The organism is Serinicoccus sediminis (assembly GCF_004153545.1).
Lineage (GTDB): Bacteria > Actinomycetota > Actinomycetes > Actinomycetales > Dermatophilaceae > Ornithinicoccus > Ornithinicoccus sediminis_A.
This window is the reverse complement of sequence record NZ_SDVA01000006.1, coordinates 145,552-160,839: the sequence shown is the minus strand read 5'-3', so window position 1 is coordinate 160,839 and position 15,288 is coordinate 145,552. Positions and strand designations below refer to the sequence as shown.

General features: G+C 74.3%; 16 protein-coding genes and 1 tRNA gene. 5 read left to right on the top strand and 12 right to left on the bottom strand.

The window, feature by feature from the left end; genetic code table 11:
- Window position 1 precedes the first annotated feature (1 nt).
- Complete coding sequence (locus tag EUS26_RS07740) at window positions 2-703, bottom strand: succinate dehydrogenase cytochrome b subunit (RefSeq protein WP_130012818.1); 702 nt, start codon at window positions 701-703, stop codon at window positions 2-4.
- Window positions 704-799: 96 nt separating this feature from the next.
- Here EUS26_RS07740 and EUS26_RS07735 point away from each other — a divergent pair, with 96 nt between their 5' ends.
- Window positions 800-2,410, top strand: coding sequence for a dolichyl-phosphate-mannose--protein mannosyltransferase (locus tag EUS26_RS07735; protein WP_130012816.1), 1,611 nt, complete (start codon window positions 800-802; stop codon window positions 2,408-2,410).
- Between the two features lie 39 nt (window positions 2,411-2,449).
- Here the strand turns inward: EUS26_RS07735 and EUS26_RS07730 are convergent, their stop codons facing one another.
- The 9 genes from EUS26_RS07730 to EUS26_RS07690 form a co-directional block, all read right to left on the bottom strand.
- Window positions 2,450-2,800, bottom strand: coding sequence for a tetratricopeptide repeat protein (locus tag EUS26_RS07730; protein ID WP_130012814.1), 351 nt, complete (start codon window positions 2,798-2,800; stop codon window positions 2,450-2,452).
- An 8-nt stretch (window positions 2,801-2,808) separates the two neighbouring features.
- Window positions 2,809-4,419, bottom strand: coding sequence for a PH domain-containing protein (locus EUS26_RS07725; protein WP_130012812.1), 1,611 nt, complete (start codon window positions 4,417-4,419; stop codon window positions 2,809-2,811).
- Complete coding sequence (locus tag EUS26_RS07720; RefSeq protein WP_202865082.1) at window positions 4,416-4,931, bottom strand: PH domain-containing protein; 516 nt, start codon at window positions 4,929-4,931, stop codon at window positions 4,416-4,418. Before EUS26_RS07720 ends, EUS26_RS07725 begins: the two co-directional genes overlap by 4 nt.
- Before the next feature lie 2 nt (window positions 4,932-4,933).
- The gene (gene argF / locus EUS26_RS07715) at window positions 4,934-5,938 is read right to left on the bottom strand and encodes an ornithine carbamoyltransferase (protein ID WP_130012810.1); all 1,005 of its coding nucleotides are present in this window, start codon (window positions 5,936-5,938) and stop codon (window positions 4,934-4,936) included.
- A gap of 141 nt (window positions 5,939-6,079) precedes the next feature.
- Window positions 6,080-6,152, bottom strand: a tRNA-Ala gene (locus tag EUS26_RS07710).
- A gap of 62 nt (window positions 6,153-6,214) precedes the next feature.
- On the bottom strand, window positions 6,215-7,249 hold the full coding sequence (locus tag EUS26_RS07705; RefSeq protein WP_130012808.1) for a hypothetical protein: 1,035 nt from the start codon (window positions 7,247-7,249) through the stop codon (window positions 6,215-6,217).
- 202 nt (window positions 7,250-7,451) lie between these two features.
- Complete coding sequence (locus EUS26_RS07700) at window positions 7,452-8,054, bottom strand: GNAT family N-acetyltransferase (protein WP_238148856.1); 603 nt, start codon at window positions 8,052-8,054, stop codon at window positions 7,452-7,454.
- 20 nt (window positions 8,055-8,074) lie between these two features.
- Entirely contained in the window at window positions 8,075-8,551 is a 477-nt protein-coding gene (gene moaC, locus EUS26_RS07695; protein WP_130012805.1) for a cyclic pyranopterin monophosphate synthase MoaC, read from the bottom strand.
- On the bottom strand, window positions 8,548-9,855 hold the full coding sequence (locus EUS26_RS07690) for a molybdopterin molybdotransferase MoeA (protein ID WP_130012803.1): 1,308 nt from the start codon (window positions 9,853-9,855) through the stop codon (window positions 8,548-8,550). The genes moaC and EUS26_RS07690 overlap by 4 nt, the downstream gene beginning before the upstream one ends.
- 37 nt (window positions 9,856-9,892) lie before the next feature.
- Between EUS26_RS07690 and EUS26_RS07685 the strand changes: the two genes are divergently transcribed.
- On the top strand, window positions 9,893-10,522 hold the full coding sequence (locus tag EUS26_RS07685; protein WP_130012801.1) for a 5-formyltetrahydrofolate cyclo-ligase: 630 nt from the start codon (window positions 9,893-9,895) through the stop codon (window positions 10,520-10,522).
- On the opposite strand, the gene EUS26_RS07680 is transcribed toward EUS26_RS07685, so the two are convergent.
- Window positions 10,523-13,207, bottom strand: a complete 2,685-nt coding sequence (locus tag EUS26_RS07680; protein WP_130012799.1) for a penicillin acylase family protein — start codon at window positions 13,205-13,207, stop codon at window positions 10,523-10,525.
- 60 nt (window positions 13,208-13,267) lie between these two features.
- Here EUS26_RS07680 and EUS26_RS07675 point away from each other — a divergent pair, with 60 nt between their 5' ends.
- The 3 genes from EUS26_RS07675 to mscL all read left to right on the top strand — a co-directional run bounded on the left by EUS26_RS07675 (window position 13,268) and on the right by mscL (window position 14,938).
- The gene (locus EUS26_RS07675; RefSeq protein WP_130012797.1) at window positions 13,268-13,702 is read left to right on the top strand and encodes an FmdB family zinc ribbon protein; all 435 of its coding nucleotides are present in this window, start codon (window positions 13,268-13,270) and stop codon (window positions 13,700-13,702) included.
- 40 nt (window positions 13,703-13,742) lie between these two features.
- Window positions 13,743-14,378 (top strand): SAF domain-containing protein, encoded by a 636-nt coding sequence (locus EUS26_RS07670; RefSeq protein ID WP_130012796.1) that lies wholly within the window; start codon window positions 13,743-13,745, stop codon window positions 14,376-14,378.
- A gap of 134 nt (window positions 14,379-14,512) precedes the next feature.
- Window positions 14,513-14,938 carry a large conductance mechanosensitive channel protein MscL gene (mscL, locus tag EUS26_RS07665; protein ID WP_130012794.1) on the top strand — a complete coding sequence of 142 codons (426 nt, stop codon included), beginning with the start codon at window positions 14,513-14,515 and terminating at the stop codon, window positions 14,936-14,938.
- A gap of 127 nt (window positions 14,939-15,065) precedes the next feature.
- On the opposite strand, the gene EUS26_RS17310 is transcribed toward mscL, so the two are convergent.
- Entirely contained in the window at window positions 15,066-15,233 is a 168-nt protein-coding gene (locus EUS26_RS17310) for a hypothetical protein (protein ID WP_238148855.1), read from the bottom strand.
- Between the last annotated feature and the right edge of the window lie 55 nt (window positions 15,234-15,288).

Sequence of the window (15,288 nt, the reverse complement as noted above, 5' to 3'; positions counted from 1 at the left end):
CTCACTCGATGAAGCCGAAGAAGATGGCGAAGGGCGGGATGAGGAAGCCGACGACGATGATGGTCGACAGGGCGATGGAGACGAACCGGATCTGCTCGGCGCGCTTCAGCGAGGTGTTGAGCCCCACCGTCATGGCCGCGCCCCAGATGCCGTGCAGCAGGTGCATGCCGAGGAAGACCATGGCGACGGTGTAGAGCAGGACCGCCCACCACACCTCGAAGCTGCTGATGACCCGCTCGGCGGGGCTCGGGTAGGCACCGTCGACGGTGATCGTCTGGGTGGTGAAGTGCAGGATGTGGAAGACGACGAAGGCCAGCAGCGCCAGCCCGCCCCACCGCATGGCCTTGGCGTAGAACCGGCCGTAGGACACCTTCTTCTTCCCGGCGTACCGCGTCCGGCGCGCCTGCCCGGCCCGTCGCCACAGCGACATGGACGCCCACACGTGCGCCACGACGGAGACGAGGAGCAGGATCCGGGCCACCCACAGGAAGGACTTCTCCGGGAGCATGGGCTCACCGAAGGTCCGCAGGTGGTGGGCGTACTCGTCGAAGGCCTCGGTGCCGATGAGGATCTGCAGGTTGCCGTACATGTGCACGAGCACGAACAGGACGAAGAACACCCCGGTGACCGCGACGACGGTCTTCAGCAGGATGGTCGGCGGCCCCTTGCGGGCCGCAGGCGCGGGAGCGGTTGACGTGGCCACGAGCCTGATTCTAGCGCCCGACCTGCGGCGACCCGCTCTCGGCCCGCGCCGGGCCGCGCACGGTTCCGGCCCGGGGTCACACCTACGATGACCGGTATGGAGTCACTGCGGGCGCGCCTGCTCGGCCCGCCGCCCGCGGAGCTCGCCCGGCAACGGCGCATCGCGGTGGTCGGCGTGCTGCTGGTGACCCTGGTGGGGGGTGCCCTGCGCTTCTGGCGGCTCGGTCACCCCGACCGGCTGGTCTTCGACGAGACCTACTACGTCAAGCAGGCCTGGTCGCTCGTGCGCTTCGGGCACGAGCGCGAGGTGAAGGCGGGGCTCGAGGAGCCGGACGAGCTGTGGAACGCCGGCGACCCCGACGTCTTCGGCAACCAGCCCGACCTCGTCGTCCACCCGCCCGTGGGCAAGTGGATGATCGCGCTCGGGGAGCTCGTCACCGGGCCGGAGTCCCCGGTCGGCTGGCGGCTGTCGGCGGCGACCGTCGGCACGCTGTCCATCGCCGTCCTCGGCGTCTGCGCCTGGCTGATCTGGAAGAACGCGCTGCTGGCCGTCAGCGCCTCCACCCTGCTGGCCCTCGACGGCCACCACTTCGCCTCGTCGCGGATCGGCCTGCTCGACCTCTTCCTCATGTGGTGGGTGCTGCTCGCCTTCCTCCTCCTGCTGCTCGACCGCGAGCAGGGGCGCCGCCGGCTCGCGGCGCGCTGGGGCCCGTGGTGGCAGGCGCGGCACGGGCCGGACGCGCTCGCTCCCCGGTCGGCGTGGGCCCGGGCCCGGCGGTGGTGGGGACCCTCGCTCGGCGTCCGGTGGTGGCGCCTGGCGGCCGGCGTCTGCCTCGGCCTGGCCATCGGCACCAAGTGGTCGGGGCTGTACTTCCTCGCCGTGTTCGGGCTCATGACCGTCGCCTGGGACCTCGGCGCGCGCCGCGCCGCCGGCGCCCGGGACTGGCTGGCCGGCACCGTGGTGCGCGACGGCATACCGGCGTTCCTGCTCATGGTGCCGACCGCCCTGGTGACCTACGTCGCGGGCTGGGCCGGCTGGTTCGCGACCGACGGCGGGTGGAAGCGGCAGTGGGCCGTCGACCACCCCGCCCCGCCCGGCAGCCTCGCGGCGCTGGTCCCGGACCCGCTGCGCTCGCTGTGGGCCTACCACGCCGAGCAGTGGGCCTTCCACATCGACCTGGCCAACGAGCACGCCTGGAGCTCCAACCCGTGGAGCTGGACGGTCCAGTGGCGGCCCACCCTGTTCTACGCCGAGTGGCCGGAGCGGGGCGAGCAGGGCTGCGGGGCGGCCGAGTGCGTGGAGTACATCGCCTCGCTCGGCAACATCGTGCTCTGGTGGGGCGCGACGATCGGGCTGCTCGTCGTCCTCTTCCTGTGGCTGCTGGGCCGCGACTGGCGGGCGGGGGCGGCGCTGGCCGGGGTCGCCGCCGGCTGGTTGCCGTGGTTCCTCTACCAGACCCGGACGATCTACAGCTTCTACGCGGTCGCCTTCGTCCCCTGGCTGGTGCTGGTGGTGGTCACCTGCCTCGCGCTGGTCCTCGGCCCGGCGGACGCCACGGCGCGCCGACGCCGGTGGGGCGCCGTGGCCGTGGTGGGTTACCTGACCCTGGCCGCCGTCGTCTTCGTCTGGTACTGGCCCGTGCACACGGCGATCACCATCCCGCGGGAGCAGTGGCACCTGCGGATGTGGTTCGACTTCTGGACCTGACGTCGCCGCTCGCGGCGCCCCTGCGGGTATGCCGTGCGCTCAGGCCTCCAGGCCCATCGCCTCGGCGATCTTGAGGTGGGGCGCACCCTCCTCGGCGCGCCCGGCGCGCTGCAGGGTCCGGGCCAGGACGAGGTGGGCGTAGGCGTCGCTCGGCCAGCGCTCCACCATCGCGCGCAGCTCGGTCTCGGCACGCCCGAGGCGGGCGGAGTGGTAGTAGCTGCGGGCCAGCAGCAGCCGCACCTGGGCGTTGCCGGGCTCGGCCTCGGCCAACGGCTCCAGGAGGGTGGCCGCCCGGACGTAGTCCTTGGTCTCGAAGGCGAAGGTGGCGCGGTCGTAGCGGGCGTGGTCGTCCACCGCCGCGTCCTCGGGCAGGTCCACGAAGTCACCCATGACCTGCTCTACGCCCGCCAGCCCTCGAGCATTCCCGGGGTCGTGGCGTCGGCGAGGTCGAGGGCCAGGCCGAGCGGGATGTTGGGGGCCACCACGCGCTCCGGGCCAGCCGCGGTCGTGGCGGTCAGGTCGGCCAGCCCGAGCCGGCGCTGGAAGAGGCCCTGGTGCACCACCCAGCCGATGACCCCCGCCCGCTCGAGGACCTCCCGGGTGCGGATGAGCGCCCCGGTCTGCACCACGAGGTGCCGGTCGGTGAGGGCGTGCCCGAGGTTGCGCCACGCCTGCTCGGCGACGACGGCGTTCAGCAGCCCGAGCCCGACGAGGACGGCGAACGGCAGCCACCACGGCCACGTCCCGAACCACCCGACGTCCAGCCACCACGTCGGCACGGCCACGAGCACCGCGAGGACGAGCGTCCCCCACTGCCTGCTCACGTGGATGCGGCGGCGGGCCCGCGGACCGTGCCCGGTGAGCGTCATCGTCAGCGGCCCGTCCTCGTCCAGCAGCGCGTGCCCCACCTCCTGCACGACGCGGCGCGGCGCCGGCGGCAGCAGTCGGGCGGTGCCCTCGCCGCCGACCCCCGTGGCCAGGGCGGTGAGCTCGGCACCGCGCACGAAGCGCAGGAGGAACTGCTCGGTCATCCGGACGCCCCGGACCTTGGTCTCCTCGATGGTCTGGCTGCGGGTGGTGAGCAGGCCCCGGGTGGTCCGGATCTTGCCGCCGGCCTCCCGCACGAGACGCAGGTTCCACCAGTTGAGGACGTAGGAGGCCGTGGAGAGCACCACCCAGCCGAGGACCACGACGACCGCGACGCCGGCGACCAGCACGGCCACCGCCTGCGCCGCGACCCAGCCCCAGGCCTGCTGGGCCACCTCGGTCTCGTCGACCGGGAGCTCGTCGCCGAACTGCGCGAGGACACCGAAGGCCCCGGCCACGACGACGAGGCTGGACAGGCTGAACGGCGCATACCGCAGCCACCCCCAGTCGATGCGCGCCAGCTCGGTGTCCTGACCGCGCCGCGACGCCGACCCGGCGCGGGCCCCGTGGGCCTCCTCCCCGGGCTCCTGCCCGGCGGCGGGGTCGGTCGCCTCCACGTCGGCAGCGGCGGAGCGCTGCAGCAGGTAGACGCGCAGCGCCGCGGCCTGGTCGCGGGTGAGCCCGTCCAGCTCGATCTGGGTGCTGTCGACCCCCGTCCCGACCTTGGCCTTGGTCAGCCCGAGGACGCGGTGGATCGGGGTGGACTCCAGGTCGACGCTGCGGATGCGGTCCAGGGGCGCTGTCAGCACCTTGCGGCTGAGCACCCCGGTGCGCAGCTGCAGCTGCTCGGGGGTGAAGCGGTAGCGGGTGAAGAACCAGGCCAGCACCCCGAAGACGAGCGCGAGGACACCGCCGACCACGACGAACCACAGGCCGACGCCGTTGTCCCCCTGGTTCGCGCCGATGCTGACCAGCACGAGCGGCACGAGCATCGACATGAGCGCCCGGACCGGGTGGACGAGCAGCATGCGGGGGCTCAGCCGCTGCCAGTCCTGCGCCCCACCCACGCCGGGCGGGACCGGCGGCGTGCCCGGGTCCTCGACGGCCAGCGGTTCGCCGGTGGGGGGCGGCAGCGCGGTCACGTCGCGTCGCCGCGCGTCTGCCCGGTCACCCTCGCGAGCTCGGCGGTGACCCGGTCGGCCACGTCGGTGTCGAGGCAGGTCAGCCGGATCGGCCCGGCCGCCGAGGCGGTGGTGACCGTGACGTTGGCGAGCCGGAAGATGCGCATGAGCGGCCCGCGCTCGGTGTCCACGGTCTGCACCCGGGACAGCGGGGCGATGCGCTGGTCGCGCGACAGCCAACCGGTCTGGGCGAAGACGCGCTCCCCGGTCACCTCCCACCGGGTGCGGCGGTAGCGGATGAGCGGCTCCAGCGCCTGCTCCACGACGGTGTAGACGATGACGGCCACGAAGACCGGCCCGAGCCACTGCCTCACCCCGTCGGGCACGAACCAGTAGACCGCGAAGAGGACGGCCCAGACGACGACGGCGCCCAGGAACCCCTGCAGCGCCCAGTAGCGCACCGCCCGGGGGCTCACCTGGTGCGCCGGCTCCTGCAGCGGTGCGTCCGCGGGCAGCGACGAGGGCTGGGTCACCGTCACGCGAGCGTCGCCACCAGGAGCGCCTTGATGGTGTGCAGGCGGTTCTCCGCCTGGTCGAAGACGATGCTGGCCTCCGACTCGAAGACCTCGTCGGTGACCTCCAGCCCACCGGTCAGCTCGGGATACGTGGTCATGAGCTCCTGCCCCACCTGGGTGTCGGTGTCGTGGAAGGCCGGCAGGCAGTGCATGAAGACCGCCGCCGGGTTGTCGGTCGCGTCCATCATCGCGCGGTCCACCTGGTAGGGCAGCAGCAGGTCGATGCGCTCCTGCCAGGCGGTCGCCGGCTCCCCCATCGACACCCAGACGTCGGTATGCACCGCGTCGACCCCCGCGACCGCCTCGCGCGGGTCTGCGGTCACCGTCAGCCGCGCGCCGGTCCGCTCGGCGACCTGCTCGCACAGCCGCACGACGTCCGGGGCGGGCTGCAGCTCGCGGGGTGCGCCGATGCGCACGTCGCAGCCCAGCTTGGCGCCCAGCAGCAGCAGCGAGTGACCGGTGTTGTTGCGGGCGTCACCGAGGTAGGCGAAGGAGGTCTCGGACCACGGCTTGCCGACGTGCTCGCGCATGGTGAGGGCGTCGGCCAGCATCTGCGTCGGGTGCCACTCGTCGGTGAGGCCGTTGTAGACCGGCACCCCGGCATACCGGTGGAGCTCCTCCACCGTGGCCTGGGCCGAGCCGCGGTACTGGATCGCGTCGTACATCCGCCCCAGCACGCGGGCGGTGTCCTTGATGGACTCCTTGTGCCCGATCTGGCTGCTGCGCGGGTCGAGGTAGGTCGTCGCCGCGCCCTGGTCGGCGGCCGCCACCTCGAAGGCGCTGCGGGTGCGGGTGGAGGTCTTCTCGAAGACGAGGGCGATGGACCGGCCGACCAGGCGTCGTTCCTCGGTGCGGGCCCGCTTGGCCGCCTTGAGCTCGGCGGCGAGGTCCAGCAGCGCGAGGATCTCCTCCGGAGACTCCTCGACCAGGGACAGCAGGCTGCGTCCCCGCAGGTCGACGGCCATGGCTGGCTCCTTCGTGGGTCGGGCACGCACGGTGCCGGGTCGTCCGCTCGTGCCGGTCAGCGTAGTGCGGGCGCGGCGGGTCGCGCCCCGGGGGACGAGAAACGGCCCCGCCGTCAGGCGGGGCCGTCTCCGGTTCTCCGGTGGAGCTGAGGGGAATCGAACCCCTGACCTTCTCATTGCGAACGAGACGCGCTACCAACTGCGCCACAGCCCCGTGTGCGAGACCCGACTATACAGACCGGGAGGGCGCCGACCCAAACCCGCGGCGGCGGGGGATCAGCCCACGCGGTCGATGCGCGGGAGGTCCTCGAACTCCTCGTCCAGCGCCATCTCGGTGCCGTCCGCCGGGAGCTCGCGCGCGCCGCTCGAGGGCTGCGGCGCGCCCCGGTAGGCCCGTGCCTTGAGCGTGTAGGTCGGGGGTGGCACCGGGGTGGGGCTCCACGAGCCGGGCGGGGCCTCGATGGCCTCCTCGGCCAACGCGGCCTCCGGTGCGACGACCGGCGCGAGACCCGCCTCCACCTCGTCGATGTCGAACAGGGCCGGGCGGGCCGGCTCGTGGGCGGGCTCGGTGGCCCGGCGGGCCGGGCGGGCGGTGGCGACGCCGGCGGCCGCCCGGGCCTGCGCGGCGAGCGGCGACTCCTCCGCCTGCGGGGTGGTGCTGACCGGCGCGGTGCCGGTGGTCGTGGTGCCGTCCTCGACGACCGGGGGTGAGGTGCGCGCGGGGCGTCCCTGGGAGGCGGTCGCCGGGCGCCGCGACCCGCGCTCGTCCACCGCAGGGGCGAACGCCCGGGCCCTCGACCGGGTGGCGGCGCGGCGGCTGCGGTCGGCCCGGGCGGACCGGCGCACGAGCAGCAGGGTCGCGGCGAGCACGCCGACACCGACGAAGCTCCACCACCACCCGAGCACCGGGCTCACGCCGAGGCAGACGAGGGTGACCATGACGGCCGAGGCGGTGAGCAGCGCCACGGCCCGCAGCCGGGCGGCGCGGCGGGCGTGCCGCACGGCCGGGCCCGGTCGGACGGCGGTGGCACCCACGGGCTGCCGGGCGGGAGCGGCGCTGCCGCCCCTCTTGACGGTGACCTCGGGGCGGGCCGGGCGCAGCGGCGAGACGGTGTAGGCGGCGGGGGCCGGGTCGGCCACGTCGGGCCGGGGCAGCGCCCGGCGGCGCTCCAGGACCCGCATGGCCTCGGAGAAGCGGTCGACCGAGCGGGCGGTCGCGAGGTGCTCGCGTCGGCGCACCCAGTGCTGCACCAGGTAGACCGCCCACACCGCCAGGATGACGACGAAGATGAGGCTGCTGACCGGGGGCACGTGATCACGGTATGCGCCCCGCCAGGGCGATCCGATGAGGCCGCCGGAGTGTCGCGGGAGTTTCTCCTGTGGCGGGCCGGCCGTGCGGGTTCATGGCCCTGTGCTGGCCACCATCGCGCACGACGCGGGGCGCGGCCCCTGAGCTGTGCGCGGTCGTGGCCCTGTGGGGGCTAGGACCGCACACGGGCCCGAGGGGTGCGCCTCAGCCGGCCCTGCCGTGCAGGCGCGCGACGAGCCCGCCGGGGGCGTACCCGCCGGGTCGCAGGTCGCCGAGGAGGACCGCGAAGGACCGGTGGTCGGCCCACCTCCCGTCGACGTGCATGAGGCCGCGCTGCAGCCCCTCCTCGGGCAGGCCGAGCCGGGCCACGACGGCCAGGGACGCGGTGTTCTCGGGGCGGACCGCCACCTCGACCCGGTGCAGGCCCACCTCGAGCAGCGCGTGGTCGACCAGTGCGGCCAGCGCCCAGGTGGCGGTCCCGCGTCCGGTGGCCCCGCGGTCCAGCCAGTAGCCCGCCCACCCTGACCGGCGGGCACCCCACAGGACGTCGAAGAGCTGCATCTGGCCGACGATCCGCCCGTCCACGTCGATGACGAACGGCAGGAGCAGCCCGTCGCGGGCGCCGCGGTCCAGGACCCGCCGCATCGGGTGGAAGGGCAGCGAGCGCGAACGGTCCTCCGGCGCGGTGGACTCCCACGGGCGGAGCCAGGCGGCGTTGCGCTGCCGCAGGTCCTCCCACTCGGCCCGGTCGCCGCGGGTCAGGCCACGCAGGGTGAGCCGGCGCCCGTCCGGCAGCTCGTGACGCACCCGCGTCGGCCAGGCCCAGCTCACTCCTCGCGCACCCAGTCCCCGGAGCGCCCGCCCGACTTCGCGACCACCCGCACACCGGTCACGACGGCGAGCCGGTCGACCGCCTTGACCATGTCGATGAGCGTGAGGGCGGCGACGCTGACGCAGGTCAGCGCCTCCATCTCGATGCCGGTCCGGTCCGCCGTGCGCACCGTCGCCCGGATCTCCACCCCGTCGTCGTCGACCTCGAGGTCCACCTCCACGCCGTGGATCGCGACGGGGTGGCACAGCGGGACGAGGTCGGGGGTGCGCTTGGCGGCCTGCAGGCCGGCCACCCGGGCCACGCCGAGGGCGTCGCCCTTGGGCACGGTCCCCCCGCGCAGCGCCTCGACGGCCTCGGCGGACAGGTCCACCCGGCCCCGGGCGGTCGCCGTGCGGGCGGTCACCTCCTTGCCGCTGACGTCCACCATGTAGGCCGTGCCGTCGGCCCGCAGGTGCGTGAGCCGGTCGGTCATCGCCCGTCCCCGTGCGGCGCCCCACCAGCCCGGTCGCGCTCCGCCACGGCGCGCTCGGCGTCGTCGCTCAGGCGGGCGTCGATCTCGGCGCGCGGGCGCAGCAGGATGAGGTCCACCTCGGACCCGGCCGCGACCTCGGTGGCCTCGGGGTCGGAGACGGCGAGGGCGTCGGCGGTCGCGAGCGGGGCGACGAGGTGCGAGCCGGCCCCGCCCGCCGGGGAGACGGCATACGCCCCCGTGGGGTCCCGGTCCACCCGGACGCGGGTGTAGGTCTGCCGCTCCGGCGAGCTGCGCCACCCCTGCGTGGCGAGACCGGTCGCGAGGCGGCCCCCCTCGCGACGGCCCGCCCGGCGCTGCAGCGCCGGGCGGACGAAGACCTCGAAGCTGACGAGCGTGCTCACCGGGTTGCCGGGCAGCGTGAAGACCGGCACGTCGCGACGCCCGAGCACCCCGAACCCCTGCGGCTTCCCGGGCTGCATCGCCACCTCGACGAACTCCATGGACCCCTCGCCCGTGAGCACCTTCTTGACGATGTCGAACTCGCCCTTGCTCACCCCGCCCGTGGTGATGACGAGATCCGCGTGCTCGAGCTGGCGGTGCACCTGGCGACGGGTGGCGCCCTCGTCGTCCGGCAGGTGACCCACGTGGACGACGTAGGCCCCGGCCTCGCGCACGAGAGCCTCGAGCATGGGCCCGTTGGAGTCGACGATCTGTCCCGGTCCGACCGGCTCGCCGGGTCGAACCAGCTCGTCACCGGTGGACAGGATCGCCACCCGCACGGGGCCGACGACCTCGACCTCGTGCACCCCGGCCGAGAGCAGCGCCGCGATCTGACCGGCGCCGACCCGGCTGCCCGCGGACAGCACGAGGTCCCCGGCGTGCACGTCCTCCCCCGCCCGCCGGATGTTGGCGCCCTCGTCGGGCTGCACCCGCAGCTGCGGCTCGTGCGGATGGGCGTCGGTGTCCTCGACCTTGACGACGGCGTCGGCGCCCTCCGGCAGCGGCGCGCCGGTCATGATCCGCCACACCTGGCCCGGTGCCAGCGTATGTCGCCGTTGGTCGCCCGCCGCGATGTCGCCGGCGACCGGCAGCACGACGGGGCTCTCCGGGGAGGCGCCGTCGAGGTCGGCGCGGCGCACGGCATACCCGTCCATCGAGGAGTTGTCGAAGCGGGGCAGGTCGGCCAGGCTGCGGACGTCCGCCGTGGTGACCAGTCCGAGGGCGCGGCGGACCGGCAGGGTGACGGCGGCGACCGGCTCGATCTGGGCCAGCACGGCGTCGAGGTGCTCGTCGACGGATCTCATGGCCCCACCCTAGGAGCATGCGCCACAATCGGGCCCCATGAGTGGTGCGCTGCCGGCCTTCCGCCCCAGCGGCGACGTGGTCGCCGACAAGGCGGCCTGGCGGTCCCTGGTGCGCGCGGCCCGGCGCGAGCTCGTCCGGGGCTGGGGCGAGCAGGAGCGGTCGGGGGTCGCGCAGGCCCTTGCCGAGGCCGGGGTCGGGCATCTGCGCCGGTATGCCGCGGGCCGGGGCCGCGACGACGTCGCGGGCCTGACGGTCACCGCCTACGAGCCGATGCGCACCGAGCCACCGGTCGACGGGCTGACCGACGCGCTGCGACGCGCGGGGGTCCGGGTGCTGGTGCCGCTGACCCTCGATCGGCCCCGGCTGGACTGGGCCGACCTCGACGACGCGGGCCGGACCCCGCTGGGCGAGGACGCCCTGCGGGCGGTGGACCTGGCCTTCGTGCCGGGGTTGGCGGTGTCGACCGCGGGGGTGCGGCTCGGGCAGGGCGGGGGCTACTACGACACCGTGCTCCCGCGGATGCGCGAGCTCAGCGGGGGCGCTCAGGTCGTCCTGGTGCTGCACGACCACGAGGTCGTCCCACAGGTGCCGGCGGCCGACCACGACGCCGTGGTCGACGCGGTGCTGCGCCCCTCGACGGGGGTGCAGCCCGTCCCGCTGGGCTGATCAGCCCTCGCCGGGCAGCAGGGTGAGCGTCTGCCTGCCGGCCTCGTCGACGGCGGCCCGGGTGAAGGCCCACGGGTAGGTGTCGCCCTCGATCCAGGCCCGGGTCTGGTCGTCGTAGTTGGGGTGGAACGGGTGCCCTGAGGTGCCCGTCTGGTTGACCCACGTGGAGGCGTCCAGGTCCGCCAGGTCGACGACCATCCGCATGGAGGGCGCCGAGGTGACGTCGAAGCTGTCGGTGGCGGCGTCCCAGTTCATCGCGTTGACCATGGCGCTGCTGCCCGGGACGGGGAACGGACCGCGGTTGACGATGTCCTGCACCACTCCGGGCATCCCCTCGTCACCCAGCACCTGGTGCCGGAGGTGGGCCCGGTGCAGCTCACCCCACGTCCAGTCGGCGGGGTCCTTGGAGATCTGCCGGGTGAGGTCGAGGCGCGCGTCGACCAGCGCGGTCCGCAGCACCTCGTCCCGGGACTCGACGACGCCGGGGGTGCGCTGGTCGTCCCACCAGACGCTCTCCGGCGAGGCCATGAGGTCGGCCATGATCTGCATCGACCGGGAGTTGCCGGTCGCGCCCAGGTCGGGCGGCAGCTCGTCGTCGAAGACCGCCTCGAGCAGGTTGTCGTAGACGGCGTAGAAGTAGGCGGCCGCTGCGGTCTGCTCGCCGTCCGCCGGCGAGGTGCCGTCCCAGTCGCGCAGCATGGCCTGCGGCTCGGTGTAGAACTCCCCCTCGAGGTCGACCGCGGTGAGGAAGGGCACGAGGTCGAGGGCGAAGGTGCTGGTGTCGTCCAGCTGGATCTCGTTCATGTCGGCGCTGGTGAGCGGGCCTTCGCCCAGGTGCTGCTGCAGCAGCTCCAGGATGCGCGTCGAGCGGTAGCCCTTGTCGTACTCCGTCGTGAGGAACGGGGTGGTGCCCCGCACGACCGCCTGGTTGGCGGCGACGATCATGCCGTCCTCGGGGTTGTAGGCCGTCGGCAGGTCGTCGAAGTCGACCCACCCGCGCCAGGCGTACTGGTCGTCCCAGCCGGGCGCCGGGTAGTAGCCGGGCGGGGTCGCGTGCGTGGCGCTGCGCCGGACCGGCACCAGGCCCGGCGCCTGGTAGCCGATGTTGCCCTCGGTGTCGGCGTAGAGGAGGTTCTGCGAGGGGACCGCGAAGAGCTCGGCCGCGGAGCGGAACTCCTCCCAGTCGCTGGCCGCGTTGAGGGCGAAGACGGCCTCGGCGGTGCGGGCGGGCTCCAGCCCGGTCCAGCGCAGGGCCACCTCGAAGTCCCGCGACGTGGCGACGCCGTCGAGCGGGCCGTTGTCGCCCATGGCCCCGGCCGCCTCCAGCACGTCGGAGACGATCGGCCCGTGCGAGGTCTCCCGCACCGTGAGCTCGACGTCGTCGCCGCCGGCCACCCGGATGGTCTCGGTGCGGACGTCCATGGCGACGTAGTCCTCGTCCCGCAGGACCGTGTCGTCCACGGTGTCCTCGAGGTAGAAGTCGGTGACGTCGGGGTCGAGGTTGGTGAAGCCCCAGGCGATGGACCGGTTGTGGCCGATGACGACCCCGGGCAGGCCGGCGAAGGTGAAGCCGGTGACGTCGAAGGGGCACTCCTCGCTCAGCTCGCGGCAGTGCAGACCGCTCTGCATCCAGATCCCGGGCTGGGAGATGGCGAGGTGCGGGTCGTTGGCGAGCAGCGGCATACCCGTCTCCGTGTGGTCGCCGGAGACGACCCACGAGTTGGAGCCGATGCCCTCGCCGGAGCCCATGAGCTCGGGCACGGCCGCGAGGGCGGTCGTGGTGTCGGCGAAGGCGTCCTGGGGCGACCCCGCGAGCCACTGCCGCGTCTCGTCCAGGATCGGGCCGTCGGGGGCCACCGGCTCGCCGCGGCCCGAGAGGTCGGCCGCGTCCTCCTGGCCGGGCACCGGCGCGAGGACCGTGCCCCGGGCCCCGCCGCGGCTGTCGGTCACCCCGCGCGGCGAGCTCTGCGGCGGGGTCCACTCGCTGCGGTCCAGGATCGGCGGGTGCTCGTCGTAGGGGTAGTCGGGGTAGAGCGTCTCGAGCTGGTCCAGCGAGACCTGGCCGACGAGGCGCCCGCGCGCCAGCTCGTCGGCGTAGTTGCCGCGCAGGTCCCAGGCCATGGCCTTGAGCCAGGCGAGGGAGTCGACCTCGTCCCACGGGCGGACGGTGTAGCCGGGGGCGCTGGAGGAGAGGAGGACGTACTCCAGGCCCAGGTTCGAGGGGCCGTTGCGGCTGTCGATGTAGGCGTTGACGCCGGCGGCGTAGGCGGCGAGGTAGGTCCGCGCCTCGGGCGAGAGCAGGGACAGCTCCTGCTCGGCGACCCTCCGCCACCCCAGCGTCCGGATGACCTTGTCGGTCTCCAGGCCGCCCTCGCCCACCAGCTCGGAGAGCCGGCCGCTGACGATGTGCCGCCGCAGGTCCATCTGGAAGAACCGGTCCTGGGCGGCGACGTAGCCCTGCGCCCGGAAGAGGTCCTCGGCGGTGTCGGCGTAGATGTGCGCGACGCCCAGGTCGTCCCGGACCACCTCCACCTCGGCGTCGAGACCGGCCACCTCCTGCTCCCCCGAGACCTGCGGGAACCCCCGCCGGGTCAGGCCGACGGCGATGACGGCCGTGGCGACCACGACGACCACGAGGATCGCGGCGACGGGCACGGCCAGACGTTGCCAGAGGGGACGGGGCACGGCCCCCAGCCTAGGTGACGGTGCGCGGGTGGGCAGGGAGGCGACGTAGAATCCCGGCTCGTGCCCACGTATTCATACGCCTGCAAGGACTGCGGCCACGCCTTCGACATCCAGCAGGCCTTCACCGACGACACCCTGACGGTCTGCCCCGAGTGCGAGGGCAGGTTGCGCAAGGTCTTCAGCGCCGTCGGCGTCGTCTTCAAGGGGTCGGGCTTCTACCGGACCGACTCGCGGAGCTCGGGCTCCGGGTCGGGCTCGGGCGGGGGATCCTCCTCCGGCGGGTCGGACAAGGGTGGCTCCGAGAGCGGGTCGGCCTCCGGGGGGTCGTCCGGCGGGTCTGCCTCGAGCGGGTCGGACAAGGGTGGCTCCGGGTCGGGCGGCTCCGACACGAGCGGCTCGGGCGGGGCCCCCTCGTCGTCCCAGAAGGGGTCTGGCGGGACGGCGTCGTCCACATCCTCCGCGGGGTCCGGCTCGTCGTCCACAGGCTCGGCCTGAACCCTGTCCCCGCCGGGGTCCGGCGCCTAGCGTCGCCGGGGTGACCCCACCCGCCGGACGCCCCGCCCGCCGACGACGCGGCAGGCGGCTGCAGCACGTGCGCGCCCTGCCCTCGGCCCGCCGCTGGGTGGCGGCCGTGCTGGCGGCGGCCGTCGTCGGTGGTGGCCTCCACCTCGTCCTGTCCCGGCCCGGGCCGGAGGACGTGCCGGTCGTCGTGGCCACCCGCATGCTCCCCGTCGGCGCCGGCCTGCGGGAGGGGGACACCGAGGTGCGTCGACTGCCGCCGACGGCCCTCCCCGCCGGCGCCCTGGACCACCCGCCCGCGGAGGGCGCGCGGCTGGCCGTCCCGCTGCAGGCAGGAGAGGTGCTGACCGGTGGCGACCTGCGCACCTCCGGGCTGCTCGAGGGCCTCCCGGGGAGGGTGGCCGTCTTCGTGCCGCTGGGCGACGGCGTCGTCGCCGAAGCGCTCGCGGCCGGGGACGAGGTCGACGTGCACTCGCCGGTGGACGGCACCGTGGTCGCCGAGGAGGCTCTGGTCCTGCAGGCCCGTGCCGGGGAGGCGCCGGGGGTGTGGCTGGCCGTGGACGAGAGCACGGCGGGCGCGCTGGCCGCCGCCCGCGGGGCGGACCCGGTCGGCGCCGCGCTGCTCCTGGCGCTGCGGCCGCCCCCTCGATAGGCGCGGGCGGGCGGCCCGGCTCTGCCTATACTCCCTGCCGTGGCGCCAGGGGCCGGGCACGGCGCGGGCCACCCACGTCCGACACCAGCACGTGCGCAGCGGCCTGCCGCGCGCACGCACCGAGAGGAGAGGCCATGCTCACCGGCTTCAGAGACTTCATCATGCGCGGCAACGTCATCGAGCTGGCCGTCGCGGTCGTCGTGGGGTCGGCCTTCGCCGCCGTCGTCGACACCATCGTCTCCAACGTCATCACCCCGCTGCTCAACGCCGCCGGCGGCGCGGAGGTGGAGGGTCTGAAGTTCGAGATCGTCAACGGCCGGCCCGACACCGCGATGGACTTCGCGGCGATCATCAACGCGATCATCGTCTTCCTCATCACCGCGGCGGTCGTCTACTTCGTGCTGGTCGGCCCGATGAACCGGTTCACCGAGCACGTGAACCGCCACAAGGAGGCCGAGGCCGAGGTCGTCTCCGAGGAGGTCGCGACCCTGCGGGAGATCCGCGACCTGCTGGCCGGCCGGACCCCCGGCACCACCACGCCCGCCCCGGACGCCCGGTAGCCCCGCACCTGACGGCACCGGTGCGGCCTGACCGCGCGTCCTGTGCGGGCTGACCGCGCGTCCGGTGCGGCCTGAGCACGCGTCCTGTGCGGCCTGAGCACGCGTCCTGTGCGGGGTGGGGTGGTCGCTAGTCCCAGTGCGGGGGGCGCTGCTCGAGGATCCAGGTGTCACGCGGGTCCAGCCGGGCCGGGGCGCCGCCCCGCCGCCCTCGACCGGCCGTCCCGGGATCCCGGCGACCGGGAGCAGGAGCCTCGTCGGTCTGGTCGGCGGCGGGGTTGGTGGGCGGGGCGACCACGCGGCGACGGGTATGCCGTCGGCGCGGAGGGCGCCCGGGTGCACCATCCCGGGCC

Coding starts and splice junctions, on each gene's coding strand:
- EUS26_RS07735 (WP_130012816.1), top strand. CDS start 800: ATGGAGTCACTGCGGGCGCGCCTGCTCGGCCCGCCGCCCGCGGAGCTC.
- EUS26_RS07685 (WP_130012801.1), top strand. CDS start 9,893: ATGAGTGGTGCGCTGCCGGCCTTCCGCCCCAGCGGCGACGTGGTCGCC.
- EUS26_RS07690 (WP_130012803.1), bottom strand. CDS start 9,855: ATGAGATCCGTCGACGAGCACCTCGACGCCGTGCTGGCCCAGATCGAG.
- argF (WP_130012810.1), bottom strand. CDS start 5,938: ATGGCCGTCGACCTGCGGGGACGCAGCCTGCTGTCCCTGGTCGAGGAG.
- EUS26_RS07730 (WP_130012814.1), bottom strand. CDS start 2,800: ATGGGTGACTTCGTGGACCTGCCCGAGGACGCGGCGGTGGACGACCAC.
- mscL (WP_130012794.1), top strand. CDS start 14,513: ATGCTCACCGGCTTCAGAGACTTCATCATGCGCGGCAACGTCATCGAG.
- moaC (WP_130012805.1), bottom strand. CDS start 8,551: ATGACCGACCGGCTCACGCACCTGCGGGCCGACGGCACGGCCTACATG.